The 25671-nt window shown below is 72.5% G+C and carries 21 protein-coding genes and 1 tRNA gene; 11 read left to right on the top strand and 11 right to left on the bottom strand.

Annotated elements, in window-relative coordinates; genetic code table 11:
* Positions 1 to 385 precede the first annotated feature (385 nt).
* Positions 386 to 1048: a transcriptional repressor LexA gene (gene lexA, locus ACVGV0_RS02910; protein WP_459158305.1), complete on the bottom strand. Its 663-nt coding sequence runs from the start codon at positions 1046 to 1048 to the stop codon at positions 386 to 388.
* Between the two features lie 281 nt (positions 1049 to 1329).
* Between lexA and ACVGV0_RS02905 the strand changes: the two genes are divergently transcribed.
* A complete protein-coding gene (locus tag ACVGV0_RS02905) occupies positions 1330 to 2250 on the top strand; it encodes an alpha/beta hydrolase (RefSeq protein ID WP_459158304.1) in 921 nt (306 codons plus the stop codon).
* Positions 2251 to 2358: 108 nt separating this feature from the next.
* Here ACVGV0_RS02905 and ACVGV0_RS02900 read toward each other — a convergent pair whose 3' ends face one another.
* The 4 genes from ACVGV0_RS02900 to ACVGV0_RS02885 all read right to left on the bottom strand — a co-directional run bounded on the left by ACVGV0_RS02900 (position 2359) and on the right by ACVGV0_RS02885 (position 8194).
* Complete coding sequence (locus ACVGV0_RS02900; RefSeq protein WP_459158303.1) at positions 2359 to 4026, bottom strand: class I adenylate-forming enzyme family protein; 1668 nt, start codon at positions 4024 to 4026, stop codon at positions 2359 to 2361.
* A gap of 50 nt (positions 4027 to 4076) precedes the next feature.
* Positions 4077 to 5684, bottom strand: a complete 1608-nt coding sequence (locus tag ACVGV0_RS02895) for a long-chain fatty acid--CoA ligase (RefSeq protein ID WP_459158302.1) — start codon at positions 5682 to 5684, stop codon at positions 4077 to 4079.
* A gap of 195 nt (positions 5685 to 5879) precedes the next feature.
* Entirely contained in the window at positions 5880 to 7406 is a 1527-nt protein-coding gene (gene glpK, locus ACVGV0_RS02890; RefSeq protein ID WP_459158301.1) for a glycerol kinase GlpK, read from the bottom strand.
* A 20-nt stretch (positions 7407 to 7426) separates the two neighbouring features.
* Positions 7427 to 8194, bottom strand: coding sequence for an IclR family transcriptional regulator (locus tag ACVGV0_RS02885; RefSeq protein WP_459158300.1), 768 nt, complete (start codon positions 8192 to 8194; stop codon positions 7427 to 7429).
* A 298-nt stretch (positions 8195 to 8492) separates the two neighbouring features.
* On the opposite strand from ACVGV0_RS02885, the gene ACVGV0_RS02880 reads away from it, so the two are divergent.
* The 3 genes from ACVGV0_RS02880 to glpD all read left to right on the top strand — a co-directional run bounded on the left by ACVGV0_RS02880 (position 8493) and on the right by glpD (position 12619).
* A complete protein-coding gene (locus ACVGV0_RS02880; RefSeq protein WP_459158299.1) occupies positions 8493 to 9323 on the top strand; it encodes an MIP/aquaporin family protein in 831 nt (276 codons plus the stop codon).
* A 12-nt stretch (positions 9324 to 9335) separates the two neighbouring features.
* On the top strand, positions 9336 to 10856 hold the full coding sequence (gene glpK, locus ACVGV0_RS02875; RefSeq protein ID WP_459158298.1) for a glycerol kinase GlpK: 1521 nt from the start codon (positions 9336 to 9338) through the stop codon (positions 10854 to 10856).
* 62 nt (positions 10857 to 10918) lie between these two features.
* Positions 10919 to 12619, top strand: coding sequence for a glycerol-3-phosphate dehydrogenase (gene glpD, locus ACVGV0_RS02870; RefSeq protein WP_459158297.1), 1701 nt, complete (start codon positions 10919 to 10921; stop codon positions 12617 to 12619).
* Between the two features lie 149 nt (positions 12620 to 12768).
* Here the strand turns inward: glpD and ACVGV0_RS02865 are convergent, their stop codons facing one another.
* Both ACVGV0_RS02865 and ACVGV0_RS02860 read right to left on the bottom strand, forming a co-directional pair.
* Positions 12769 to 13575, bottom strand: a complete 807-nt coding sequence (locus ACVGV0_RS02865; protein WP_459158296.1) for a SigB/SigF/SigG family RNA polymerase sigma factor — start codon at positions 13573 to 13575, stop codon at positions 12769 to 12771.
* Positions 13572 to 13910, bottom strand: a complete 339-nt coding sequence (locus ACVGV0_RS02860) for an ATP-binding protein (RefSeq protein WP_459158295.1) — start codon at positions 13908 to 13910, stop codon at positions 13572 to 13574. The genes ACVGV0_RS02865 and ACVGV0_RS02860 overlap by 4 nt, the downstream gene beginning before the upstream one ends.
* Before the next feature lie 588 nt (positions 13911 to 14498).
* Here ACVGV0_RS02860 and ACVGV0_RS02855 point away from each other — a divergent pair.
* A complete protein-coding gene (locus ACVGV0_RS02855; protein ID WP_459158294.1) occupies positions 14499 to 14921 on the top strand; it encodes a hypothetical protein in 423 nt (140 codons plus the stop codon).
* Positions 14922 to 15002: 81 nt separating this feature from the next.
* Here ACVGV0_RS02855 and ACVGV0_RS02850 read toward each other — a convergent pair whose 3' ends face one another.
* Positions 15003 to 15365, bottom strand: a complete 363-nt coding sequence (locus tag ACVGV0_RS02850; protein WP_459158293.1) for a DUF2267 domain-containing protein — start codon at positions 15363 to 15365, stop codon at positions 15003 to 15005.
* Between the two features lie 237 nt (positions 15366 to 15602).
* On the opposite strand from ACVGV0_RS02850, the gene ACVGV0_RS02845 reads away from it, so the two are divergent.
* From ACVGV0_RS02845 to ACVGV0_RS02830, 4 genes are all read left to right on the top strand, one after another.
* Positions 15603 to 16442: a formate/nitrite transporter family protein gene (locus tag ACVGV0_RS02845; RefSeq protein WP_459158292.1), complete on the top strand. Its 840-nt coding sequence runs from the start codon at positions 15603 to 15605 to the stop codon at positions 16440 to 16442.
* A gap of 502 nt (positions 16443 to 16944) precedes the next feature.
* Complete coding sequence (locus ACVGV0_RS02840; protein ID WP_459159902.1) at positions 16945 to 18108, top strand: ANTAR domain-containing protein; 1164 nt, start codon at positions 16945 to 16947, stop codon at positions 18106 to 18108.
* A 144-nt stretch (positions 18109 to 18252) separates the two neighbouring features.
* Complete coding sequence (locus ACVGV0_RS02835) at positions 18253 to 19209, top strand: YihY/virulence factor BrkB family protein (protein ID WP_459158291.1); 957 nt, start codon at positions 18253 to 18255, stop codon at positions 19207 to 19209.
* A 216-nt stretch (positions 19210 to 19425) separates the two neighbouring features.
* Positions 19426 to 19707 carry a hypothetical protein gene (locus tag ACVGV0_RS02830; protein WP_459158290.1) on the top strand — a complete coding sequence of 94 codons (282 nt, stop codon included), beginning with the start codon at positions 19426 to 19428 and terminating at the stop codon, positions 19705 to 19707.
* Positions 19708 to 19825: 118 nt separating this feature from the next.
* Here ACVGV0_RS02830 and ACVGV0_RS02825 read toward each other — a convergent pair whose 3' ends face one another.
* The 3 genes from ACVGV0_RS02825 to ACVGV0_RS02815 all read right to left on the bottom strand — a co-directional run bounded on the left by ACVGV0_RS02825 (position 19826) and on the right by ACVGV0_RS02815 (position 22992).
* A complete protein-coding gene (locus ACVGV0_RS02825) occupies positions 19826 to 20956 on the bottom strand; it encodes a macrolide family glycosyltransferase (RefSeq protein WP_459158289.1) in 1131 nt (376 codons plus the stop codon).
* A 228-nt stretch (positions 20957 to 21184) separates the two neighbouring features.
* Positions 21185 to 21257: transfer RNA gene (locus ACVGV0_RS02820), tRNA-Ala, on the bottom strand.
* A gap of 334 nt (positions 21258 to 21591) precedes the next feature.
* Positions 21592 to 22992: a CitMHS family transporter gene (locus ACVGV0_RS02815; RefSeq protein ID WP_459158288.1), complete on the bottom strand. Its 1401-nt coding sequence runs from the start codon at positions 22990 to 22992 to the stop codon at positions 21592 to 21594.
* A gap of 192 nt (positions 22993 to 23184) precedes the next feature.
* Between ACVGV0_RS02815 and ACVGV0_RS02810 the strand changes: the two genes are divergently transcribed.
* Both ACVGV0_RS02810 and ACVGV0_RS02805 read left to right on the top strand, forming a co-directional pair.
* Positions 23185 to 24792 carry an ATP-binding protein gene (locus ACVGV0_RS02810; RefSeq protein WP_459158287.1) on the top strand — a complete coding sequence of 536 codons (1608 nt, stop codon included), beginning with the start codon at positions 23185 to 23187 and terminating at the stop codon, positions 24790 to 24792.
* Positions 24793 to 24948: 156 nt separating this feature from the next.
* Complete coding sequence (locus tag ACVGV0_RS02805) at positions 24949 to 25635, top strand: response regulator (protein ID WP_459158286.1); 687 nt, start codon at positions 24949 to 24951, stop codon at positions 25633 to 25635.
* Positions 25636 to 25671 lie beyond the last annotated feature (36 nt).

Genomic DNA, 25671 nt, shown 5'->3' with positions numbered 1-25671 from the left:
AGAGCCCAGATCAACCCGACGAGCCGGAGGACCCGACGAGCCGGACGACCCGGCACCACCCCCGGAGCCTGATCCCCGGCCCCGCGACGCCGGGGATCAGGCGGCCCACCGCGCACCGCTCCCCCACCGCACGCCGTTCCCGCGGCCCACGTCACCCGACAGCGTGGTGATCGTTTGTGCTCCATCCGCGTGGGGACAGTTTCCAATTTTCATGAAAATTGCGCTCTCTGGAACGACTCCAGAAAGTGCCGCGGCGCTGCTCCACGGATGACGTGCGTTCCGCGGGCTGGCGGGCGCCTCCGCGGACGGGAACGAGCGGGGCGGGATGGGGCGGGCGGAATGAGCAGGGCGGGAGGGGGCGGGCGGAACGAGCGGGGCGGGACGCTCAGACGCTGCGCAGGACCGAGGTGACGACGCCGAGGACGACTGCGGCGTCCCCGTCGAGCACCGGGTACTCGGGATTGCGCGGTTCGAGCACGACGTGGCCGCTGCGCCGCCGGTACACCTTGACGGTGGCCTCCTCGTCGATCATCGCCGCGACGATCTGGCCCGAGTGCGCCTCGTGCTGCTGCCGCACCACGACGATGTCGCCGTGGCAGATCGCGGCGTCGACCATCGAGTCGCCGCGCACCCGCAGCCCGAAAACGTTGCCGCGCCCGGTCAGCTCCCGCGGCAGCTTGATCACGTCGTCCACGTGCTCCTCCGCCGTGATCGGGCTGCCGGCGGCGATGTCGCCGACCACGGGAACCGGGACCGAGTCCTCGGTGGACTCCTGCGCCGCGGGTTCCTGCAGGAACATCCGCACGTCGATCGGCCGGGACACGCTGGGACTGCGCCGCAGGAGCCCCTTGTCCTCCAGCGCCGACAGGTGCTTCGACACCGACGACGTCGACCGCAGGCCGACCGCGTCGGCGAGCTGCCGCGTGCTCGGCGGATACCCCCAGCGGACCACCCAGTCCCGGATCGTCAGCAGGATGCGCTGCTGGCGCACCGGCAGGTTCGCGGCGTCCAGGTGCTCGAACGCGGGCAGATCATCGCGGGTGGTCATCCGCAGCATGGTAAGGGCCGCGCCCGCCACCGCCCGCACCGGACCGCCCGCTGCTCGCGCCGGACCGCCGCGGCACCGCTCCGCTGCGCCCGGACACCCGCGTGCCGCAGCAGCCGGTTGCGCCACGACCTCCCGGTCCGCTGTGCTGGAGGCGACGAACGCCGGTGCACCGCGGGAAGACGGCTGCTGCAGGACCCGCCCGAACTCCAACTCCCCCTCCCCCCAGCCGCCCCTCCCGCAACGGAGACCCACGTCGGAAGCAGCGCTCGAGGAGGCCCGCCATGTCGATGCTCGCCCGCCCCGCGGTGGCGGCGCTGGCCGCCCGGACGATGCAGTGGGCGGTGCGGCTGACCCGCACCCCGGGGCGGGAGCGGTACCCGGCGTGCCCGCGCCGCGTCGTCGAGCTCCCGCGCGAGGCCGCGCCGGCGCGCGCCGTGGTGTACCTGCCGGAGCAGCCGACGGGCGCTCCGGTGTACGTCAACTTCCACGGCAGCGGCTTCGTGCTGCCGCTGACCGAGTGGGAGGACCCGCTGTGCCGCTACCTCGCCGCCGAGGCCGGCGTCGTGGTGGTCAACGTCGACTACGCGCTCGCCCCGCAGCACCGCTTCCCCGAGCCGGCGCACCAGGCCTTCGACGTGCTCCGCTGGATCGCCGAGCGCGGCGGCGCCCGCGGCTGGGACGCCGGGCGCCTGTGCGTGGGCGGGCAGAGCGCCGGCGGCAACCTCGCCACCGCGGCGGCCCGCCAGGCCCTCGAGCACGGCGGTCCACCGATCGCGCTGCAGGTGCTGCACTACCCGGTGCTCGACCTGGTCGGCGACCGCCCGTACGAGCCGAGCGGCCCGAACACGCCGGTCCTGCGGCCGTGGATGCGGGACGTCTTCGACCACTCCTACGTCCCCGACCCCGCGCAGCGCACCCATCGCCTGGCATCCCCCGCCCACCCCGGCGACTCCGCGGACCTGAGCGGGATGGCCCCGGCCGTGGTGATCACCGCCGAGCACGACGTCCTGCGCCCGGAGGCCGAGCGCTACGCCGAACGCCTCCGCACCGCGGGTGCGCTGCTCGAGCACCACGTGGTCACCGGCACCGACCACGGTTACGACATGCACGACACCCGACCCGTCCGCGAGACCTACGCGCGCATCGCCGGGCACGTCCGCCGCGCGACCGAACCGGCCCACCACGCCGAGCGTTCCCGCTGAAGGGCCCGCGGCCCGGCCGGCGCCGTGGATCGGGGGATCCGCCGGCTCCCGGCCACCCGCGACCACCAACCCGGGCAGCGGACATCGGGCGACCACGGGCCGGCGCGGTCACCGCCCCGCTTCGCGCTCGCGGAGCTCGCGGCGCAGCAGCTTGCCCGTGAGGGTCTTCGGCAGCTCCTCGAGCACGTCGACCTCCCGCGGGTACTTGTACGCGGCCATGCGCTCCTTGCAGAACGCGACGAGCTCCTCCGGGTCCGCCCGCGCTCCCGGACGCAGGCTGACGAAGGCCTTGGCGGTCTCGCCGCGGTACGGGTCGGGCACGCCGACGACCGCGGCTTCCCGCACCGCCTCGTGCTCGTAGAGCACGTCCTCGACCTCGCGCGGCCAGATCTTGTACCCGCCGGCGTTGATCTGGTCCTTCTTGCGGTCGACGATGTAGAACCAGCCGGCCTCGTCCATGTAGCCGACGTCGCCGGTGAAGAAGCGGCCGCCGCCCATCGCTTCGGCGGTCTCCTCCGGCTTGTTCCAGTACCCGGCGACCACCTGCGGCCCGGAGGTCACGAGCTCGCCGATCTCCCCCGCCGGCAGGTCGGTGCCGTCCTCGCCGAGGATGCGGACCACCGTGCCGTACACGGGAACGCCGACCGACAGCGCGCCCGAGGCGCTGTCCACAGGGGCCTGTGCGCCCAGCGGAACCGCGTGCGACGGCGAGGTCGTCTCGGTCAGCCCGTAGATGTTGTGGATGTAGTGGCCGAACGTCTCCTGGAACGCCGCCACGGTGCTGGGCGGTATCGGCGCCCCGCCGGAGTACACCTTGGTCAGGCTCGCCAGGTCGTCCTCCGCGGCTGCGGGGACGTTCATCAGCGCGATGAACACGGTGATCGAGCCGACCGTGAAGGTGGCCCGGTGCTCCCGGACGGCCTCCAGCACCACCTCCGGGACCAGCCTGTGCACGAGCACCAGCGGCGCACCGGTGAGCAACGACAGGGCCACGTGCCCGATGAGGCCGGTGATGTGGAAGAGCGGTGCCACGCCGAGGATCACGTCCCCGGGTCCGATGCCGATCCAGTCCCGGTAGGTCTGCGCGTTGAACACCACGTTGCGGTGCGTGACCATCGCTCCCTTGGGCGGACCGGTGGTGCCCGAGGTGTAGGTCAGCAGCGCGACGTCGTCCGGCCCGGGGGAAGCCGCCGGGGGCGACTGGCCGCGGAACCGCCGCAGCAGCTCCGCCATGTCAAGCGTGCCCGGGCGCTCCTCGCGCGCGGAACCGGCGAAGACCCGGCTGTCGTCGCGGGTCTGGTACTCCAGTTCCGAAGTGGTGATGACCGCGCGCACCGACGTGCCCGGCACCACCGAGGCGGCGACGTCGCTGTGCAGGGCCTGCAGGCACACCAGGACGCTCGCCCCGGAATCCCGCAGCAGCGCGGCGAGTTCGCGTTCGCGGTTCATCGGGTTGACCGGGACCGCGATGCCGCCGGCCTTCCACGTGCCCAGCTGGGCGATGACGAACTGCGGAACGTTCTGCGCGTAGAGGGCCACGCGCTCGCCGGCGGCGAACCCCGCCTCGGCGGCGAGGCCCGCGGCGAACGCGTCGCTGAGCTCGTCGAGCTCGCGCATCGTCAGCCGGCCGTCGAAGTACCGGATCGCATCGCCGTCCGGGTCGCGCCGCACCGCCGCGGAGAACATGGCGACCGCGCTGTCGTGCTCGATCTCGATTTCGGCCGGTTGGCCCGCGTCGTACCGGGCCAACCACGGCTTGTCGTCGTAGACGCTCACGGCTGCTCCTCAGCGGACGGCGATCGGGTTCACCGGGGAGTGCTGCCGCGTCAGCCCAGCAGCTGTTCGCGCAGGGTCTTCTTGGAGAACTTGCCGGTGCTGGTCTTGGGCACCTCGCCGACGAAGCGGATCTCGTCGGGCAGCCACCACCTGGCGACCCGGCCGCGCAGGTGCTCGAGGATCTCCTCCTCGCCGAGCTGCTCGCCCTCGGCCGTGACGATGCAGGCCAGCGGGCGTTCGGTCCACTTCTCGTCCGGCTTGGCGATGACCGCGGCCTCGGCCACCTTCGGGTGGGCCATGATGTGGTTCTCCAGGTCGACCGAGGAGATCCACTCGCCCCCGGACTTCACCAGGTCCTTGGTGCGGTCGACGATGCGCACGTAGCCCGAGCGGTCGATCGTGGCCACGTCGCCGGTGCGCAGCCAGCCGTCCGCGGTGAACGCGTCGGAGTGCTCCTGGCCGTAGTAGGCCGAGGCGATCCACGGTCCGGCGGCCTGCAGCTCGCCGATGGACTCGCCGTCCCACGGCTGCTCACCGCCGTCGACGGCGTCGACGATGCGCAGGTCCACCAGCGGCACCGCCTGCCCCTGGGTGGCCCGGACCTCCGCCAGGGACTCCGCGTCGAGCCCTTCGTGTTCGCTGTGCAGGTTGGCGACGCTGCCGAGCGGGCTCGTCTCGGTCATGCCCCAGGCCTGCGTGATCGGCAGGCCGATGGCCTCGCGCCACCCCTCGGACAACGACTTCGGCACGGCCGAGCCGCCGCCGACGACCGCCCGCAGGCTGGACACGTCGTACTCGCCGAGCTTGGGCAGCATGCCCATCCAGATCGTGGGCACGCCGGCGGTGAGCGTGACCCGGTGCTGCTCGATCTGCGCGAGCAGCTTGTCCGGCTGCATGGCGGGACCGGGGAGCACGAGGTCCGCCCCGGCCGCCACCGCGGCGTAGGGGATGCCCCACGCGTTGACGTGGAACATCGGCACCACGGGCAGGATCGTGTCGCGCTCGCTGACCCCGAGCGAGTCCGCGGTGAGGCTCATCAGCGAGTGCAGCACCGTCGAGCGGTGCGAGTAGAGCACGCCCTTGGGGTTGCCGGTGGTGCCGGACGTGTAGCACATGGCCGCCGCCGTGTTCTCGTCCGGCACGTCGAAGTCCCCCTCGCGGGGCGCCGACGCGGAGAGCAGCTGCTCGTAGTCGCGGATGCGCGGGTCGTCCGGGATCTCCGCGTCGCTGCCGTCGTCGAGGACGACGAAGTGCTCCACCGTGTGCAGCTTCTCCGCCATCGGCCACAGGACGGGCAGCAGCGAGCGGTCGACGAAGATCGCGCGGTCCTCGGCGTGCTCGACGATGTAGCTGAGCTGGTCGGCGAACAGGCGGATGTTCAGCGTGTGCAGCACCCGGCCGGTGCACGGAACGGCGAAGTACAGCTCCACGTGGCGCTGGGTGTTCCAGCCGAACGTGCCCACCCGGGCCCCGGCGGGCAGCCCCAGGGCGTCCATCGCCGTGGCGAGCCGCCGCACCCGCTCGGCCCACTGCGCGTAGGTGTTCGACACCTCACCGTCGACCCGGGCCGTGACGATCGTCTTCGCGCCGAAGTGCCGCTCGGCGCGGTGGAACAGGTGCGGCAGGTTCAGCGGGCGATCCTGCATCAGACCCTGCATCTGCGTCTCCGTTGTCGCTCGGGGACAGTGGCTCGGCCACCTGTGTGACGTGGTGCACAGATTTCTAGCAGGATAAACGGGTGGAGGCACTATGTCGCAAGCCCACCGTTGCTCCGGTCGCGCTGTGCTCCGAGCACAACGCCCCTGCTCGCGGCGCTCGACCGCGCACCGGACGCGCCGGCGGGGTCCGAGGCGTCAGCTCCGGTCGGTGGACTCCTCCGCGGGGCGGATCCAGCCGAAGGTGAGCTCGACCGCGCGCTGCCAGTTGGTGTACTCGGACTCGCGGTGCCGCGGGTCCATCCGGGGCAGCCACTGCGCGGCGCAGTGCCAGTTGCGGCGCAGGCCCTCGAGGTCCGGCCAGTAGCCGACGGCGAGGCCGGCGGCGTAGGCCGCGCCCAGCGACACGGTCTCGGCGGTGATCGGCCGCATCACCGGCACGTCGAGCACGTCGGAGATGAACTGCATGAGCAGGTGGTCGGGGGTCATGCCACCGTCCACTTTGAGCTCGGTGGCCTGCAGCCCGGAGTCCCCGTTCATCGCGTCCACGACCTCGCGGGTCTGCCAGCCGGTCGCCTCCAGCACCGCCCGCGCCAAGTGGCCCTTGGTGATGTAGGACGTCAGCCCGACGATGAGCCCGCGCGCCTCGCTGCGCCAGTGCGGTGCGAACAACCCGGAGAACGCGGGGACGACGTAGCAGCCGCCGTTGTCGTCGACGGTGCGCGCCAGCGTCTCGATCTCCGGTGCGCTGTTGATCAGGCCCAACCCGTCGCGGACCCACTGCACCAGCGAGCCCGTGACCGCGATCGACCCCTCCAGCGCGTACATCGCGGGCTCGTCGCCGATCTTGAACCCGACCGTGCTCAGCAGCCCGCGCGTCGAGTGCACCGGCGCGGTGCCGGTGTTCATCAGCAGGAAGCTCCCCGTGCCGTACGTGCACTTCGCCTCGCCGGGCGCGAAGCAGGTCTGCCCGAACAGCGCGGCGTGCTGGTCGCCGAGCGCCGCGGTGATCCGGATTCCCGGCACGACCCGGCGCGTGGTGCCGTAGTCCTCGGCGGAGGAGCGGATCTCCGGCAGCATGCGGCGGGGCACGCCGAAGAACGACAGCAGCTCCTCGTCCCAGTCGAGGGCGTGCAGGTCCATCAGCAGCGTGCGGCTGGCGTTGGTCACGTCGGTGACGTGCACGCCGCCGTCGACGCCGCCGGTGAGGTTCCAGATCAGCCAGCTCTCCATCGTGCCGAACAGCACGTCGCCGCGTTCGGCCCGCGCGCGCAGGCCGGGCGTGTTGTCCAGCATCCAGCGCACCTTCGGCGCGGCGAAGTACGTGTTCAGCGGCAGCCCGCAGCGCTGGTGCACCGCGTCGGCGCCCGGCATCCGCCGGAACTCGTCGACGAGCTCGTCCGTGCGGGTGTCCTGCCAGACGATCGCGCGGCCGACGGGGGAACCGGTGTGCCGGTCCCAGAGCACCGTCGTCTCCCGCTGGTTGGCGATCCCGAGCGCGACGACGTCCTCGACCCCGATCCCGGCTTCGCGCAGCGCCTGCCCCGCGATGCGGTCCACGTTGCGCCAGATCTCGACGGGATCGTGCTCGACCCACCCGGGCTTCGGGAAGTGCTGCTGGTGCTCGCGCTGCACCACCGAGACCAGCCGGGCGCGCTGGTCGAACAGGATGCAGCGGGTCGAGGTGGTGCCCTGGTCGATCGACATCACGTAGCGTTGCGGCATTGCGCTCCTCCTGCCCGAGCTCAGGACCGGGACTCGCCGAGGTCGCGGGACACCGCGCGCGCCGCGTCCCGGACGTAGCCCACCAGCGCGGTGTCGGCGCGCCCCTTGACGTCGCAGATCCGTTCCACGGCACCCGAAATGCCGATCGAGCCGACGACCAGCCCGCCGTGGCCGCGGATCGGCGCGGCGATGCTCGCCGCACCCGGCATCGACTCCTCGGTCTCGGCGGCCCACCCGGAGTCGCGCACGCGGCCCAGCGTCCGGGTGAGGGCCTCCGCGTTCGTGGTGGTGCGCCGGGTGAACGACTCCAGCCCCGCGCGCTGCGCCGCGGCCGCCAGGTCGGTGTCGTAGGCGAGCAGGACCTTGCCCAGTGCCGTGGCGTGCAGCGGCAGCAGCGAACCGGCGTCGAGCGACTGCTGCGTGTCGTCGGGCCGGAACACGTGGTGCACGACGAGCACCCGGCCCTCCATCGGCGCGCCGATGCGGACGGCTTCGCCGCTGCGCGCGGCCAGCGAGTCCGCCCAGTTGATCGCGCGGGAGCGCAGCTCGTTGACGTCGAGGTAGCTGGTGTGCAGGTGCAGCAGCCCCTCGCCGAGCCGGTACTTGCCGGTGGCCCGGTCCTGCTCGACGAAACCGACCCGCTGCAGCGTCCGGAGGATGCCGTGCGCGGTCGGCTTCGCCAGTTCCAGCGCACCGGCGATCTCGCCGACCCCGAGACGGCCCGAGCCGCGGGCGAGCAGGCGCAGGATCGCGGCTGCGCGCTCGACTGACTGGACGGATCCCGGCACGGGGGGAACCTATCTGCTCACGTCTGATTCGACAATGTCGAACACAGGCGCGGGCCGCGCAGCCACCCCCCGTGCCGCACGAGCTGGGTCACCGGCCCCGGAGCGCAGTTCTCCCCGGCCGGCGGCACCAGCACCGGCGTTCGACATTGTCGACCAGAACGCGTTGATGCCGCGGAAACCCCCGCTTAACGTTCCGGTCCAACATGCGGGCAGCGCAGCCCGCACCTTTCCGCTGCGGCTGCGCATCCCGCTGCACGCAGGCACGTCCCGATCGTGCGCAGGCATTTGCGGAGGGACCATGGTCGACCGGCTCAGAGCCCGCGGCCTCAGCGGCGAGATGGCCGCCGAGTTCGCGGGAACCTTCATCCTCATCCTGTTCGGCGTCGGCGTGGTGGCGCAGGTCAGCGCCGCCGAAGTCGGTGACCACAACAGCATCGCCTGGGCGTGGGGGCTGGGCGTGACGCTGGGCGTGTTCGTCTCGGCGAAGATCAGCGGCGGGCACATCAACCCGGCGGTCACGGTCGCCTTCGCCGTGTTCCGCGAGTTCCCCTGGCGCAAGGTGCTGCCGTACTCGCTGGCGCAGACCGCCGGCGCGTTCGCGGCCGCGCTGCTCGTGCGCTGGAACTACTCCGAGGCGCTCCGCAGCGCCGACCCCGGGCTGACCACCGAGACCCAGGGCGTGTTCTCCACCCTGCCGGGCAACGGCGAGCTCCCGGTCGGTGACCTCGGCGCGCTGCGCGACCAGATCATCGGCACCGCGATCCTGCTGTTCGTCGTCGTGGCGGTCACCGACGCGCGCAACGCCGCGCTGGCCGCGCACCAGGCGCCGGTCGCCATCGGGCTGACGGTCGTGGGCATCGGCATGGCGTGGGGCGCCAACGCGGGCTACGCGATCAACCCGGCGCGCGACTTCGGACCCCGCCTGGCCTCGTTCATCACCGGGTACGACACCGCGTTCCTGGACCAGTACGGGAACCCGTACTTCTGGGTCCCGATCGCCGGACCGCTGATCGGCGGAATCCTCGGCGTCGCGCTCTACAAGCTCCTCATCACCCGCTTCCTGCCACCGGAGGCCCCGGCACCGGCCAGCACCCGCAGCGCCTCCGCCGCCGAACTCGAGACCACCTGAAGGAGACCCGACATGGCTGACTTCGTGGGAGCGATCGACCAGGGCACCACCAGCACCCGGTTCATGGTCTTCGACCACGGCGGCAACGAGATCACCCGCCACCAGCTGGAGCACGAGCAGATCCTGCCCCGCGCCGGCTGGGTCGAGCACAACCCCACCGAGATCTGGGAGCGCACCCGGGCGGTCATGGAGACCGCGATGACCAAGGCCGGCCTGCAGGCCGCCGACCTGGCAGCGGTGGGCATCACCAACCAGCGCGAGACCGCGGTGGTGTGGAACCGCAGGACGGGCAGGCCGTACTGCAACGCGATCGTCTGGCAGGACACCCGGACCGACAAGATCGCCGCCGAGCTCGACCGCGACGGCCGCGGCGAGATCATCCGGCACCGGGCGGGCCTGCCGCCGGCGACGTACTTCTCGGGCGGCAAGCTCCAGTGGATCCTGGACAACGTCGAGGGCGTGCGGGCCGACGCGGAGTCCGGCGACGCGCTGTTCGGCACCACCGACAGCTGGCTGCTGTGGAACCTCACCGGCGGCGTCGACGGCGGCGTGCACGTCACCGACGTCACCAACGCCAGCCGCACCATGCTGATGGACCTGGAGGCCGGGGACTGGGACGACGAGCTGCTGTCGTTCTTCGGGGTCCCGCGCAGGATGCTGCCGCGCATCCTGCCCTCGTCCGACCCCGAGCTGTACGGGACGACGCGGGTCGGCGGCCCGCTGGGCGGTGGAGTGCCGCTGGCCGGGGACCTCGGCGATCAGCAGGCGGCCACGGTCGGGCAGGTGTGCCTCCGGCCCGGCGAGGCCAAGAACACCTACGGCACCGGCAACTTCCTGCTGCTCAACACCGGCCACGATCTGGTGCGCTCGCAGCACGGCCTGCTGACGACGGTCTGCTACCAGTTCGGCGCGGACAAGCCGGTGTACGCGCTGGAGGGCTCGATCGCGGTCACCGGCTCGGCCGTGCAGTGGCTGCGGGACCAGCTCGGCGTGATCTCCGGAGCCGCCCAGAGCGAGGCGCTGGCGCGCCAGGTCGACGACAACGGCGGTGTCTACTTCGTACCCGCGTTCTCCGGCCTCTTCGCGCCGTACTGGCGCTCGGACGCGCGCGGGGCGCTCGTGGGGCTCTCGCGCTACAGCACCAACGCGCACGTCGCCCGCGCCACGCTGGAGGCGATCTGCTACCAGACCCGCGACGTCGTCGAGGCCATGGCCGCGGATTCCGGCGTCGCGCTGGGCAAGCTGCGCGTCGACGGCGGCGTGACCGCCAACGAGCTGTGCATGCAGCTGCAGTCCGACCTGCTCGGTGTTCCGGTCTCCCGCCCGGTGGTCACCGAGACCACCGCGCTCGGCGCCGCCTACGCCGCCGGGCTGGCCGTCGGTTTCTGGGCGAGCACCGAGGAGCTCGAGCAGAACTGGCAGGAAGGCCGGCGCTGGCACCCGACCTGGACCGACGAGCAGCGCGAGAAGGGATACGCCCGCTGGCGGAAGGCGGTGTCCCGGACTCTCGACTGGATCGACGTCGACGACTGAACAGCCCCGAGCGGCGGCCCCGCCCGGGGCCGCCGCGTTCCCCGACCGGGAGGAGTGGACACGTGACATCCGCAGCCCTGGGACCCGAGCACCGCGCGGACGCGCTGCGCACCGCGCAGGAGACCGAGTTCGACGTGCTGATCGTCGGCGGTGGCGTGACCGGTGCGGGCGCGGCGCTGGACGCCGCCTCGCGTGGTCTGTCCGTCGCGCTGGTGGAGGCCCGCGACTTCGCCTCCGGGACCTCCAGCCGCTCCAGCAAGCTGATCCACGGCGGCCTGCGCTACCTCGAGCAGCGCGACTTCACCCTCGTCCGCGAAGCGCTCAAGGAGCGCTCGCTGCTGCTGAACCACCTCGCGCCGCACCTGGTGCGGCCGGTGAAGTTCCTGATTCCGCTGCGCCACCGGGTGTGGGAGCGCGGCTACATCGGCGCGGGCGTGCTGCTCTACGACACGATCGGCGGGGCGGGCGCGGTGCCCCGCCACCGGCACGTCAGCCGGCGCGCTGCGCTGCGCGCCGGGCCGAGCCTGCGGTCCGACGCGCTGGTCGGCGGGATCCAGTACTACGACGCCCAGGTCGACGACGCCCGCTACACCACGACGCTCGCGCGCACCGCCGCCGAGCAGGGCGCTACCGTGCTCACGCGGGCCGAGGTCACCGGCCTGCTGCGCGAGGGGCGCAGCGTCACCGGCGCGTGGGTGGCCGACCACGAGACCGGCCGGGAGTTCCGGGTGCGGGCGCGGAAGGTCATCAGCGCCACCGGCGTGTGGACCGACGACCTGGTGGCCGAAGCGGGTGCGGAACCCCCGTTCACCGTCCACGCGTCCAAGGGCATCCACATCACGGTGCCGCGCGAGCGGATCGAGCTGGACACCGGTCTGCTGATGCGCACCGAGAAGAGCGTGCTGTTCGTCATCCCCTGGCAGGACCACTGGATCATCGGCACCACGGACACGCCGTGGGAGCTGGACCGCGCGCACCCGGCGGCCAGCAGCGCCGACGTCGACTACGTGCTCGGCCACGTCAACGCGATGCTGCGGAACCCGCTGACCCGCGAGGACATCGACGGTGTTTACGCGGGGCTGCGCCCCCTGCTGGCGGGGCAGTCGGCGGAGACCGCCAAGCTCTCCCGCGAGCACGCCATCGCCGAGCCCGTCCCCGGTCTGCTGGCGATCGCGGGCGGCAAGTACACGACCTACCGCGTGATGGCGAAGGACGTCGTCGACACCGCGGTGCAGGGGCTCGACCGCGCGGTCGGCGAGTCCCGCACCGAGCAGCTGCGCCTGTTCGGCGCCAGCGGGTTCGCGGAGCTGTGGGACGACCGCCGGGAGCTCGCCGCGGGGGCGGGTCTCGCGGTGGCGACGGTCGAGCACCTCCTGCGGCGCTACGGATCGGGGATCCACGACCTGCTGGAGATCATCGCCGAACGGCCCGCGCTGGGCGAGGCGATCCCCGGAGCGCAGGAGTACCTCGGCGCGGAGGCGCACTACGCGGTCACCCACGAGGGAGCGCTGCACCTGGAGGACGTGCTCACCCGGCGCACCCGGATCTCCATCGAGGGGCACGACCGGGGGCTGTCGGCCGCGCCGCGGGTCGCCCGCATCATGGCACCGCTGCTGGGGTGGACCGACGAGCAGTTGGAGCGCGAGGTGCGGCACTACACCGAGCGGGTCCAGGCCGAGCGCGCGGCCCAGAACGCCGCCGACGACACCGCCGCCAACGGCGCCCGCCTCACCGCCCCCGACGTCGCGGCCCTCGCCGACTGATCCGGCACTTCCGCGGCGGTGGGACGCCGAAGCGCGAAACCACCTGCGGTGACGGCGTTCCCGTCCCACCGCCCGCGGACCGGGGCGCTGCTCGGGTGCTGCACCCGGCGGTTCGGGGGCGGGGTCCGACGAGGACCGGGACTCCGCCCTCATCCCTCGCTGACGGCGGGGGAATCTGGTTCGGAGTTCTGAGCCCGCTCGCGCAGCGTTCCCAGGGTGCGCGTCAGCAGGCGCGACACGTGCATCTGGGAGATGTCCATGTCCCGGGCGATCTGCGTCTGCGACATCCCGTACACGAACCGCATGAAGAGTATGCGCTTCTCCCGCTGCGGGACGTTCGCCAACAGCGGGCGCAGCCGCTCCGCGTCCTCGACCCCGACCAGATCGAGGTCGTCGACCCCGAGCGTGTCCCCGAGCGAGATCGACTCGGCGTTGTGGATCACCTCGTCGAGCGAAGAGCTCTGGTAGGCGTTGCCCGCTTCCAAGCCCTGGTGCACCTCCTCGAGCTCGATCCCGAGGTGGTCCGCGAGCTCGCTCGGCGCGGGAGCGCGCCCCAACCGCTGCGAGAGCGCGGAAATGCCCTTCGACACCTCCTGGAGCCTGCGGGGCATCCGCACCGACCAGCCCGCGTCGCGGAAGTGGCGCCGCAGCTCCCCGAGGATCGTGGGCACGGCGTAGGACGCGAAGTTGTTGCCGCGCCCCGGTTCGTAGCGGTCGACGGCGTTGATCAGCCCGAAGCGGGCGACCTGCACCAGGTCTTCGTGGGACTCGTCCCTGCCGCGGTAGCGGCGCGCGAGGTGCTCCGCGATCGGCAGGTGCCCCGTGATCAGTCGTTCGCGCAGTTCCTCGTGGCGTGCGCTCCCCGGCTCCGCGTCGGCGAGCTCGCGGAACAGCGGGAGCAGCTGCTCGTACTCGCGCTCGTGCGTTCCGGGGGGCGCCGTTCCCTCGTTGCTCATGCGGGCACTGCAGACGACTTCGACAGTTCGACGCGGGCCACGTACTCGTCCCCCTCGGTGCGCACGTCCGTCCACAGGGCATCGACCATCGCGCTGAGCACCTGCCAGCTGAACGTGTCCGTTCGGACGCCGTCCGCGGTGGTCGTGCTCGCCTCGGCGGCGAGGACGAACTCGCGGGAATCGAGGACCTGCAGCCGACAACGGATCGACGTGCCGCCGCTCGCGGCATCGGCGAGGCTCGTGCAGACCTCGTCGGTGGCCAACCGGATGTCGGCGATGGTGTCCACGTCGAAGTCCGCGCAGAGGGCGACGTCGCCGGCGAGGAGGCGCAGCATGCGGGATGCTCCTGCTGCGCCGCTGACGCGGACTTCAACGGTGCCGGGGCCGCTCGCGCCGCTCGCGGCTCGAGGAGCGGGGAGGGGGTGTCGCGCTGGCATCGACGCTCCGTTCCACGCAAGTTCGGGGTTCCACGCAAGTTCGGGGTTCCACGCAAGTTCGGGGTTCCACGCAGGTTCGGGAGCTGGTTTCGTACCCGCGGACGGGGCGCTCCAAACCTCGCGCACCGCGGAGCCGCGCCCCCGGAGCGCCGCGCCCCCGGAGCACTGCCGACCGCGGTCGGCGCGGCGCTCCTGTTGGTGGCAACGGTCCGCACGAGCGCTCCTGAGGCGCGAGTGGCAGCGCTGCCCGTTTGCGGCGCGAGTCACCTCGTGAGCACGCAGCGGTCCTCCGGGCACTGCGGACCCCGGGGACCTCCGCTCCGCGGACCGCGCGGGCGACCGGCGCGTCGCCCGCGTTTCGCCCGGTGCGCCGCGGGTACTCCGCGGTGGAGACCGGTTGAGCAGCCAGCTGGCTCGAACATCAGCGATCGAGGAGATGCTGGCTGGCTGCGGGCGGGCCAGCACACAGCCACCGGAGCAGTCGCGATGCTGGAACCCGCCGATGCGAGGACGACGACGTGGAAACCGGCGGCGGAGTGGGAGCAGCTGCTGAGAGCTGCGCACGCCGCCGGGAAGTGGGCTGCCGGGGAACTGGCCCGGCGGTGCTCGTCCCGGCACCTGCTGCTGGGACGCGCGGGCACCGTGTCGGTGCTCATCGGAGCAGCCGAATCGCCCGTGGCCGCCTGGCTGCTCGAGCGCGGGCAGGGGTGGTTGCGGGGAGAGCACGTCGCGGTGCCGATCACCGTCGATCCGCGAGACCTGCACCCAGCGGCCGACGCCGCGGAGAAGGCGTGCTCGCTGCTCGTCGCGCACGCCTACGCGGCTGCCTACTCCACGGTCCTGGTGCAGGAAGCGGGCGTCGACGCGGACGTCGCCGTGGAACCGGTTCCGAACCAGCCGTCCGCGTAGCGCTCCGCGCGCAGCGCCGCTCCGCGGGCCCTCCTGCCCCGCACCCCCGCGGGGGTGCGGGCATCGCGGAACGGCCCCGGTTCACCGGAACAACGCCGCATAGCCGGTCGGCAACTGCGCGCGCAGGTCCTCGATCTCGCCTTCGGAGACGAATCCGGCGATCGTCCCGAGAACGGCCTGCGCGTGGGTGAGGGCCTCCTCGGGGCTGCACCCGCGGCCCTCCCGGTCGGCCACGCGCCGGAGGAAGTCGTCCAGATCATCGCCGGTCTCATCGGCCCCGACGTGCTGCAGCAGCGACTCCTGCAGCTCCTGCGGCAGCTGGCTCGCCAGGTCCCGGGGCTCACGCCCGGCGAGGCGCTGCCCGATCGTGGCCAGCACGATCTTCGTCGCCTGGTCGGCGTGCTCGCGGTCGCTGATCCCGCTCTGGTCGCTGACGACGGACAAGAACTGACCGTACTTCACAGCACTCCCTTCCTCTCGCGCCGGTTACCGTCGTGCGTACCCTGTGCACCCCGCTGCGAAACACCGGGCGGGGCACCGCGGCGGTCCGGATGCGCAACATCACCGCACTGCGCACGTTCCGCGCGGGCCCGCTCCGTGCCATCTTCGCCTGCGGATGCCCGTGCTCGTCCTGCAGGTCGACGAGCACCACGCACCACCCCTGCAACCGAGAGGAGCCCCATGTCCTCGGAAGAACCCGACGAGCTGGGCACCGACTACAAAGGACGCGGCGATCTGCTGCGGGAGGACGAAGTCGAGCGCACCTTCGACACGATGGTCGCCCGCGGACGCCCGCGGTTGTTCCGCACGATCCCCGAACTCGTGGCCAGCGGCATCATCGCCGGCGTGGAAATCGCCCTGGGCGTGCTGGCCTTCCTGGCCGTGGAGCAGGCCACCGGGAGCCAGCTGCTCGCCGGGCTGGCCTTCGGGGTCGGCTTCCTCACCCTCCTGCTGGGCAACAGCGAACTGTTCACCGAGGGATTCCTCGTGCCGCTCGCCGTCGTGCTCGCGAAGGAGGCCGGCTGGTGGCGGCTGCTCCGCTTCTGGGTGCTGACGCTGCTCGGCAACCTCATCGGCGGGTGGGTGTCCATGTGGATGGTCATCACGGCGTTCCCCGAGCTGCGCCACCTCGCCGCCGAGACCGGCGCCAAGTACGCGGAGGCGGGGTTGAGCCTGCAGACGTTCCTGCTGGCGGTCCTCGCGGGCAGCACCATGACGTTGCTGACGCGCATGCGGCTGGGCACCGAGGACGACGTCGCCCGCGTGCTGGCGTCGATCGCGATCGCCTTCCTCGTCGCGGGGATGGGCATGTTCCACTCCGTGCTGGACACGTTGTTCATCTTCGGCGGCCTGCACGCCGGGGGCGACTACAACTACCTGCACTGGCTCGCCTTCTTCGGCTGGTGCGTGCTCGGCAACGCCGTCGGCGGGATCGGGCTCACCGCCTTCCTGCGCCTGGTCCGCAGCCACGTCCGGCTGTTCGAGTGGCGCCGCGCAACTCCCGCCAGCAACCGGCCGTGACCGCGGGCCCCGTTTGGTGTTCCGGCGGTGGTGGGTACCGGATGATCAGGTGCTCGTCTCCCGGGACACGTCGCACCAGGCTCGGTGCTGTTCAGCGCGCAGCGGCAGCAAGCCCGGGGACCTCGGGGCACGGGGGTTCGGTTCCAGCAGCGCCCGTGCCCCGCCCCGCACTCCACCCGCCCCGGTGCGGGGTCCGCATCGACGGGCGGGTGGTGGCCCGGTAGTGTTCGTGGTGCGGTCGGTTGAGCAGACAGCCTGGCCAGCATTCCCAGTCGTTGCTGGGTGTCGCTGCGCCGCAGGAGTGCGTCGCTCCCACCGTGCTCTCCCCACGTGGGTCGCCAGTTCCCCGGGCGGACGACACCCGCGTTCGGAGAGAGGTGTTATGACCGCGGCGCCCCGACGAACCGGAACCGGCGGTTCCGCACCGCAACCGGATTCCCCCGACCCGGCCGAGCGGCCGGGGGCACCTCGCGTGCGGGCGGAGGAGCGCGGGCGGTTGCGGGTGCACTACCCCGCTGCCAGCACGGCTGTGCTCACCGTCAGCGGTGAGGTCGACGACGCCAACGTGGAGCGGCTGTCGAGCCTGGTGCACCAGCGGCTGAGCGGCCTGCTGGGAGCGCTCGTGCTCGACCTGTCCGGCGTGGGGTTCCTGAGCCTGTCCGCGGTGGAGGTGCTCACCCGGGCCGCCCACCGCGCCCGCGCCAACGGTCCCCAGCTGCGGCTGGTGGTCACCACGCCCGCGGTGCGGCGGGCGGTGCAGGCGGCCGAGCTGCAGCAGGTGGCGACCTGCTGCTCGAGCCTGTCGCAGGCGCTGTCCGACCTCCCCCCCGGCCCGCACCGCGCCCGCGCCGCGCGACCAGCACGCCCCCGAGACCGCCTCGGAGGCCCCGCGGGAAGGGGAACAACCGTGACCTCCCGGGACGCGGCCCGCTCCGCCGGGCCCCGCGGGTCCTCGCCGGTCCAGCGGGTGGAGAGCACCACCGACGCGCTGGACCAGCTGCTGGCGCTGCTGGAGCAGCGCCAGCCGTTGCGGACCGTGCTCGCGCAGCTGGTGCGCTCGGCCACGGCCACCATCCCCGACACCGGTAGTGCGACGGTGTCGATCCTGTGCCGCGACGGGAGCGCCCACACCGCCGCGGGCAGCCACGCCTGGGCGGTGGAACTCGACGAGCAGCAGCACCGGGCCGAGGACGGCCCCTGCCTGCACGCGGCCCGCACGGGCCGGATGGTGCGGCTGGAGACCTCCGACGAGCAGCGGTGGCCCGAGTTCTGCCACGCCGCCCGCGACAACGAGGTCGCCGTCACCGTGGGGGTCCCGCTGCCGCTGGACGAGGACCTGGCCGCCACGGCGGCCGCGCTGAACCTCACCACCCCGCATCCGCACGCCTTCGACCCGCTCGACGAGGCCTTGCTGGAGCTGTTCACCAACGCCCTCTCGGCGGCCATCAACCACGCCTACCGCCACGCCCGCGCCCGCGAACTGGCCGAACAGCTCGGTCAGGCGCTGGAGCACCGCGACGTCATCGGCCAGGCCAAGGGCCTCCTCATCGCCCGCCACCGCTGCAGCCCCGAGCAGGCCTTCGACCACCTGCGCCGGGCCTCCCAGCACACCAACACCAAGCTCCACGAGGTCGCCGCGCGGCTGGTCGCGGACGAAAGCGGATAGCGCGGACGAAACCGGATGCGCTGCGCGAGCGCACCGCCGCCGAGGACCGCCCGGCGCGCCAGGCCCTCGGCCCGATCAACTCCCGGTACGATCGCTGCTGCACCTCGACCGCACCCGCGGCACCCGCGTCCGAAGCGAAGGCCCGTGCCCCCCGAGAAATCCCGCCGGTCCGGGGCAGCGCCGCTGTCCTGGTCCCACCGCGCCCGCCGCGCCGCGCTCCGGCTGGTCCGCGAGACCGCCGAGGTGATCACGCGGCACCGGATCGCCGGTCTCGCCGGCGAAGCGGCGTTCTTCACGCTGACCTCGCTGCCGCCGCTGCTGTTCGGCCTGGTCGGCACCCTGGGGTACCTGGCGAACGTGATCGGCGCCGACACCATCCGCGCCGTGCGCACCACGCTGGAGCAGGCCGCCGGCGCGGTCCTGTCCCCCCGGGGCATCGACCAGATCCTGCGGCCCGCACTCGACGAGGTGCTCACCACCGGCCAGGCCGGCGTCGTCTCGATCGGGTTCGTGCTCGTGCTGTGGTCGGGATCGACCGCGCTGCACGTCTTCATCGACGCGATCTCCACGATCTACGCACTCGCCGAGCAGCGCAGCCTCCTCCGGCAACGGCTGCTGTCGCTGCTGCTCTACACCACCGGGCTGCTCAGCGGGCTGGTGCTGCTGCCGCTGCTGGTCGTCGGACCCGGCTGGATCGCCCAGCTCGCACCGGCGGCCTCGGTGCTCATCCACTGGCTGTACTGGCCCGGCATCGCGCTGGGCTCGATCGCCTCGCTGACCGCGCTCTACGCCCTGTCCGTCCCGGTGCGCACCCCCTGGCACGAGCACCTCCCCGGTGCCGTGCTCGCGCTGGCGCTGTGGCTGTTCGGCAGTTTCCTCCTGCGCCTGTACCTCGCCCTCGTCCTCGAGCACTCGGCCGTCTACGGAGCGCTCGCCGCCCCCATCGGCCTGCTGTTCTGGCTCTACATCACCGCCTTCGCGGTGCTGCTCGGCGCGGCCACGAACTCCGAGCTCGACACCGTCATGCCCAACCGCGCCACCGCGCGGGCGCGCGCGGAGCTCGCGACCCGGACGCGGGAAGGCGCCGGGGAAGCCTCGTGAGCGGTGCCGGTCCCGCACCGGTGATGGCCCCTTGAACGGTGTTGGCGGTGTTCCGGTCAGCAGGTTCCGGTCAGCAGCCGGCCGGGTCCGGTGCGACCCGGTGGCGCGGCGGGCCCGCGGGCGCGGTGCTGCGCTGCGCCCGCTGCGCAGGCCTCGGCGCGCAGCGGGTGTTTACGAGTCCGCCGCGTGCGGTAGGCAACGGGCGAGGAGGGTGTGATGACCGAACAGGTTCGACTGCTCCCGCTCGGCGGGCACGAATACGCCGCGGAAGTGCACGAGGCGGGTGAGACCACCGAGCACCGCGTCGTGGGCGCGCAGGAGGTGCGCGACTCGCTCGACCTCCCGGAGGAGGACGAGGAGCGGTTCGTGACCGAGTCGCTGCGGTACTTGCTGCAGGAACGTCCCGTCACGGCGTTGCCGCACGACATCGACCTCAAGCGCGTGCACCAGGACGACCCGGAGTTCCTCCCGGAGATGCGCTCGCGCATCTCCGAATAGGACGGTGCGGGTGCCGGGCGGGCCGCTGGAGGTTTCCGCGGTGGAAGCGCGGCTGATCACCGGGGACCTCTGAGCGCGGGAACCGAGCGCCGTGTGCCCGGTACCAGAGCCGCAGGGATCACCCGCCGCCGCAGAGGCGCTCGACGGCGTCGGCCGCGGCCCCGGTGCCACCGTCGCGGCGAACCCCGCTTTGCAGCACGCGTGCCCGCTCCGCTTTGCCCAACGCGGATTCGACGGCGGCGCGCAAGTTCGCGCCGTCCAACGGTTCGCCGGGTTGCGCTCCGGCGCCGATCTCCACGAGCGTGGCGGCGTTGAAGAACTGGTCGACCGCCTGCGGCAGCACCACGGTGGGGACCCCGAACCACAACGACTCCGCAGCGCTGCCCATCCCGGCGTGCGTGAGGAACACCGACGCGTGCGCCAGCACGTCCAGCTGCGGCTGGGTGCGCGCCGCCCGCACACCGGCCGGCAACGGCCCGAGCGAAGCGGGGTCGACCTTCCCGGTGGCCAGCACGACCCGGTAATCACCGGCCAGTTCGTCGACGCACAGCCGGTAGAGGTCCGGCCGGTCGGTGTAGCTCGTGCCCAGCGACACGTACACCAGCGGCCGGTCGTCGCCGGGTTGCGGCGCCCAGCCCGTGCGGCGGGCGGGATCGATGCACGGGCCCGCGAAGACGTACCGGTCCGCGACCCGGTCGGCGTGCGGTTGCAGCGCCTTCGGGATGAGCACCACGCACGAATCCGGCCTGCCGAGGAACTCGTCGGCGTCGATCTCCATGCCGTTGCGGGACAACCAGGAACGCAGCGTCGTGTAGTAGTGCTGCCCGCTCGGCGAGGCCTTCAGCCGCGCGGTGTGCTCGGCCATCTCGTCTTCCATGCCCTCCCACGCGACGTAGGCGGTGGAGAGCTGGACGGCAGGCACGGCCCAGTGATGCGCCGCCACGCGGCCCGCCAGCCCGCCGATGTCGTAGAGCACCGCGTCCGGTTTGGAGATCCGCCGCAGCATCGGCTCCAGCACGGCCATCGCGTCGTCCAGGAACACCCGCATCGCCGCGCCCGGGTCCTCGGGCCAGTGCTCGTCCGCGTCCGGCATGACCGACTCGTGGGCGATGACCTCGGCGCCGGTCGCGGCCACCAACTCGGCCAGTCGGTGGCCGACGACGTAGCTGACCCGGTGCCCCCGCGAAACCAGCTCGGAGATCACCGCGAGGCCGGGGTAGACGTGGCTGGGCGCGGTGACACCGGCCATCACGAGATGCATAGGATCGTTCCCCACCGACGTTGTGCACTCCCCGACGCGGCAGCACGGCATCGGGGTCGAAACCGACTGCCTGCGACGTGTTCTCGTGATTCCTGCGCGCACCGGCGAGCTGCGAGACCGGTGCGAAGCGGTGCCCCGCGCAGCGCTGCGGGGGCACGACGAGAAAGCCCCGCCGCAGACCGAAATCTGCGGCGGGGCTTCCTGCACGTCCTGCTGTGGAGCTGAGGGGAGTCGAACCCCTGACCTTCTCGATGCGAGCGAGACGCGCTACCTCCTGCGCTACAGCCCCATCCCGCGACCTCGCGGTCACGCACCGCCCAGCCCGGCCGATTGACCCGGCCACCTCACCGGGTGACCCCGCCGAGCGGTATCCACCACCGTAACGAACGCTGGCAGCGGGGTGACAACCCGGGGTCCACCACCGCCGCGCCGGGCTCGTTCCCCCTGCGCAGCAAGGCCCTTCGGGTCTCCGGACCTGCCTCCGGCCGTCCAGCGCGGCCCGGGCGCTCGGCCATCCGCGACCAGAAGCCCGGCCTCCGGCAGCCCGGTCGCCCGGCAGCGCTCCAGCGCTGCCGGGCGACCGGGCGTCGGGCGGACCAACCCGGGCGGACCGGTGTCGAGCGCTACAGCGCGATCACGCCGAGCAGCACCGCCACCAGCAGCATCACGATGCTGAAGGCCCACATCGGCAGGAACGAGTAGCGGATGTGCTTGCCCATGTCGACACCGGCGAGGCCGATGCCCAGCCACAGCGAGGCGTTGAACGGGCTGATGTAGGTGCCGATCACGTTGCCGATGAGCACGGTGTAGACCACGGTGACCGAGCCGATGCCGAGCTGCGTGGACACGTCGTGCACCAGCGGCAGCAGCGCGAAGTAGTGCGCGTCCGTGCTGAGCACGAGCTCGAACGGCATGCCGAGCACGCCGACGATCAGGTGCAGGTAGGGCACGACCGGATCGGGCAGCACGGCGATCATGTCGCTGGCCAGCGAGCGCAGCATGCCCGACTCGGTGAGGATGCCCAGGAAGCACCCGGCCGCCAGGATGATCGCACCGGTGCCGAGCGCACCACCGCCGTGCGCGCGGATCCGCTCCATCTGGTCGGAGACCTTCGGGTAGTTGACCACGAGGGCGGCGCTGAGGCCGAGCATGAACACCAGGCCGGACGGCAGCACGTCGGCGACGAGGACTCCGAGCACCGCCAGCACGAGCAGCCCGTTGAACCAGGGCAGGTAGGGCGGCTGCAGCTTCTCCGGCTCGCCGGACCCCGCGTCGGCACCGCCGGGGCCGAACGCGGAACCCCCGCCGGTGGAACCGCCCGCGGAGCCGGGATCCGCCCCGTCCTCGGCGGGACCGCCCGCACCGCCGCCGGCACCGGCCATGGCGGGCGTCTTCACCGCGGCGCGGCGGGCGATCCTCCGCTGCTCCCGCAAGCCGAGCAGCACGGCCATGCCCGTGAGCAGCACGACGCCGACGACCTGCAGCGGGATCAGCCCGTGCCAGAGCTCGATCGGGTCGTGGCCGGTCGAGGCCGCGGCGCGGCCGACGGGCCCGCCCCAGGGCAGCATGTTGAGGATCGCCATGCTGGTGCTCAGCAGCAGCATCAGCAGGTACGGGCTCATGCCGAGCCGCTTGTACAGCGGGAGGAGCGCGGGGATCGCGATCAGGTACGACGACGCCCCGGAACCGTCCAGGTGGCAGACGACGCCGATGAGCACGGTGACCACGGCGACGCCGACGACGTTGCCCCGGCTCACCCGCACCATCACGTTGATCAGCGGGTTGAACAGGCGGACGTCGTTCATGATGCCGAAGAACAGGATGGCGAACACGAGCATCACGGCGACGCTGAGCACGTCCTCCAGTCCGGTGTTGAAGAACTCACCGATGTCGCTCGGGCTGAATCCGGCGAGGAAGGCGCCGACTGTGGGAATCACGGTCATCCCCACGACCGGGGCTATTCGGCCGAGGATCAGCAGCGTCGCTATCGACGCGATGATCGCGAAGCCGATGATGCTGAGCATGTTCGACTCTCCTGCGCGTGTCGTTCGGGAACTCGCGGATCGACCGCACCGGGAGGCCTGCGTCACCCGGGTGTACGGCGATTTGCGACATCCTGAACCGCACGTGTCCCGGATCACGAGCTTTGTGTGCATTGGACCGGTAATGGTCGTATTGGTCCCGCAGAACCCCTTGCCGCGTACGGTGGTGACCTCATGACGAAGCGCGTTCGCCGCCGCGCACCGCTCCCGCTGACCCGGTACCTGTTCCTCGTGAACGCGGCGCTCCTGGTCGTCACGCTCGTCGCCGCCGGCTCGCTGTGGACGCTCCACGAGTACCGCGACGTGCGCGCCGAGTACACCCGGCGCGCGATGACCCTGGCGCAGTCGGTGGCGGCGCTGCCCCAGGTGCGCGGTTACCTCGCCGATCCGGAGCACCGCGGCGAGATCGCCCCGCTGGCCGCGCGGATCCGCCGCGCCGCCGACGTGCGCTACGTCGTCATCGTCGACTCTGACGGCATCCGGCACTCGCACCCCGACCCGCGCGCCATCGGCGGCCACCCGCACACCGACCCGGCACCGGTGCTGGCCGGCAACACGTGGACGGGCGTGGAGTGGGGCCCGGCCGGGCTCACCCTGCGCGCCCGGGTCCCGGTGCGCGACGAGGCCGAGGAGGTCGTCGGCTACGTCTCCGTCGGCGTGCTGTCCTCGCGGGTGACGCTGGCCGCGCGGAACGCGCTGCCCGTCATCGGCACGACCCTGCTGCTCGCCCTCGCCCTCGGCGCGGGTGGCGCGCTGTGGATCTCCCGCAGGATCCGCGCGAAGACGCACGGCCTGGAACCCGCCGAGATCACCGAGCTGCTGGAGAGCCGCGAAGCCCTGCTCTACGCCATCACCGAGGGCGTGCTCGCCGTCGGCGCGGACGGCACCGTGCTGCTGGCCAACGACTCGGCCCGCGAGGTGCTCGGGCTGCCGCGGGACTGCGTCGGCCGCACCCCGCGCGAGCTGGGACTGGACGAGCAGCTGTGCGACGTGCTGAGCGGTGCCGACACCCGGGAGGACGTGTTCCTCGCCGTCGGCGGGCGGCTGCTCGTGTGCAACCCGAGGCCGGTGCGCATCGGGGAGCAGGGCACGGGACGGCTGGTGACGCTGCGCGACCACACCGAGATCGTGCGGCTCGGCGGTGAGCTGGACGGCGTGCGCACCATGGCCAACGGCCTGCGCGCGCAGACCCACGAGTTCGCCAACCGCATCCACACCGTCACCGGCATGCTCGACCTCGGGGCCGTCGGCGAGGCCCGCGAGTACCTGTCCGAGCTGTCCGCCACGACGACGCGGGCGAGCACGTCCGTGTCCGAGCGCGTCCACGACACCGCGCTGGCGGCGCTCGTGCTGGCGAAGTCGGCGCAGGCCTCCGAGCGGGGCGTGGAGTTCGAGCTCGCCGCGCTCAGCGACGTGCCGCGGGAACTGCCGCCGCAGCTGCGCGACGACGTGCTGCTGATCGTGGGCAACCTGGTGGACAACGCCCTCGAAGCCGTGGGCGGCTCCGGCTGGGTGGAGCTGCTCGTGCGGCTGCACCGGGACGGCGAACCGCTGCTGGAGATCCGCGTCACCGACTCGGGCCCGGGCCCGGCTCCCGCGGTCGCCGAGGAGGTGTTCGCCGCCGGGGTGAGCACCAAGGGGAGCGGCGGCACCGGCCACCGCGGGCTCGGGCTCGCGCTGGTGCGGCAGGCCGCGCAGCGGTGGCACGGGTCGGTGGACGTGGACGCCACCGAGGAGACCGTGTTCAGCGCCTACCTCCCGGTGCGAGAGGATGCGCGCTAGCACGCCGGTAACGTCGCCGGCCGCTGCGCACGTCCGCGCGGTGCCGGTGGCGGCCGCCGTGCCGTCGGAAGCCGCGCCCCTCGGGGGCAGGACCCGTCGGAGGCGGGGACTCCCAGCGGAGGGCCCGCGCGGACGCCGCGCAGGAGGTGGGAGCCGGTGCTGTCGGTGCTCGTCGTCGACGACGACGCGCGCGTGGCGCGCAACCACCGGGATTTCGTCGCCTCGGTGCCGGGGTTCGCGGTGGTCGGCGTCGCCCACAGCGGCGCCGAGGCGCTGCGCGCCGTTGCCGAGCACCAGCCCGACCTCGTCCTGCTCGACCTCTACCTGCCGGACATGTCGGGCATCGACGTGCTGCAGCGGCTGCGGGCGCCGGACGAACCGGGCCCGGGCACGCCCGTGGACGTGCTGGTGATCACCGCGCTGCGCGACATCGACAACGTGCGCGCCGCGCTGCACGGCGGTGCGATGTACTACCTGCTCAAACCCTTCAACCTGGACGCGCTGCGGGAGCAGCTGGACCGCTTCGCAGCGGTGCGCGACAAGCTCACCGGCGTGGAGCAGGCCACCCAGCGGGACGTGGACCGCGTGTTCGGCGTGCGCCGCCCGACCTCGCGGACGAGCCTGCCGAAGGGGCTGACGGCGGAGACGGCGCAGCTCGTGGCGGAGACGCTGCGCGCGGCCGAGTCCGACCTGTCGGCCGTGGAGGTCGCCGAGCGCGCCGGCATCGCGCGGGTGACCGCGCGGCGCTACCTCGAGCACCTGTGCGCCGACGGGCAGGCCGCGCTGCGGATGCGGTACGGGTCGGCGGGGCGGCCCGAGCACCGCTACCGGTGGGTGCGGTGAAACACGAGGAAGTGGCCCCGGAAACGCGGGTGGGTG

This window comes from Salinifilum ghardaiensis (assembly GCF_054491345.1).
The sequence above is the reverse complement of the archived record's forward strand: the minus strand, read 5'-3'. Positions and strand labels throughout refer to the sequence as shown.

Coding starts and splice junctions, on each gene's coding strand:
- ACVGV0_RS02845 (WP_459158292.1), top strand. CDS start 15,603: ATGTCCTCGGAAGAACCCGACGAGCTGGGCACCGACTACAAAGGACGC.
- ACVGV0_RS02865 (WP_459158296.1), bottom strand. CDS start 13,575: ATGAGCAACGAGGGAACGGCGCCCCCCGGAACGCACGAGCGCGAGTAC.
- ACVGV0_RS02830 (WP_459158290.1), top strand. CDS start 19,426: ATGACCGAACAGGTTCGACTGCTCCCGCTCGGCGGGCACGAATACGCC.
- ACVGV0_RS02855 (WP_459158294.1), top strand. CDS start 14,499: ATGCTGGAACCCGCCGATGCGAGGACGACGACGTGGAAACCGGCGGCG.
- ACVGV0_RS02810 (WP_459158287.1), top strand. CDS start 23,185: ATGACGAAGCGCGTTCGCCGCCGCGCACCGCTCCCGCTGACCCGGTAC.
- lexA (WP_459158305.1), bottom strand. CDS start 1,048: ATGACCACCCGCGATGATCTGCCCGCGTTCGAGCACCTGGACGCCGCG.
- glpK (WP_459158298.1), top strand. CDS start 9,336: ATGGCTGACTTCGTGGGAGCGATCGACCAGGGCACCACCAGCACCCGG.
- ACVGV0_RS02895 (WP_459158302.1), bottom strand. CDS start 5,684: ATGCAGGGTCTGATGCAGGATCGCCCGCTGAACCTGCCGCACCTGTTC.
- ACVGV0_RS02880 (WP_459158299.1), top strand. CDS start 8,493: ATGGTCGACCGGCTCAGAGCCCGCGGCCTCAGCGGCGAGATGGCCGCC.
- ACVGV0_RS02815 (WP_459158288.1), bottom strand. CDS start 22,992: ATGCTCAGCATCATCGGCTTCGCGATCATCGCGTCGATAGCGACGCTG.
- ACVGV0_RS02860 (WP_459158295.1), bottom strand. CDS start 13,910: ATGCTGCGCCTCCTCGCCGGCGACGTCGCCCTCTGCGCGGACTTCGAC.
- ACVGV0_RS02905 (WP_459158304.1), top strand. CDS start 1,330: ATGTCGATGCTCGCCCGCCCCGCGGTGGCGGCGCTGGCCGCCCGGACG.
- glpK (WP_459158301.1), bottom strand. CDS start 7,406: ATGCCGCAACGCTACGTGATGTCGATCGACCAGGGCACCACCTCGACC.
- ACVGV0_RS02825 (WP_459158289.1), bottom strand. CDS start 20,956: ATGGCCGGTGTCACCGCGCCCAGCCACGTCTACCCCGGCCTCGCGGTG.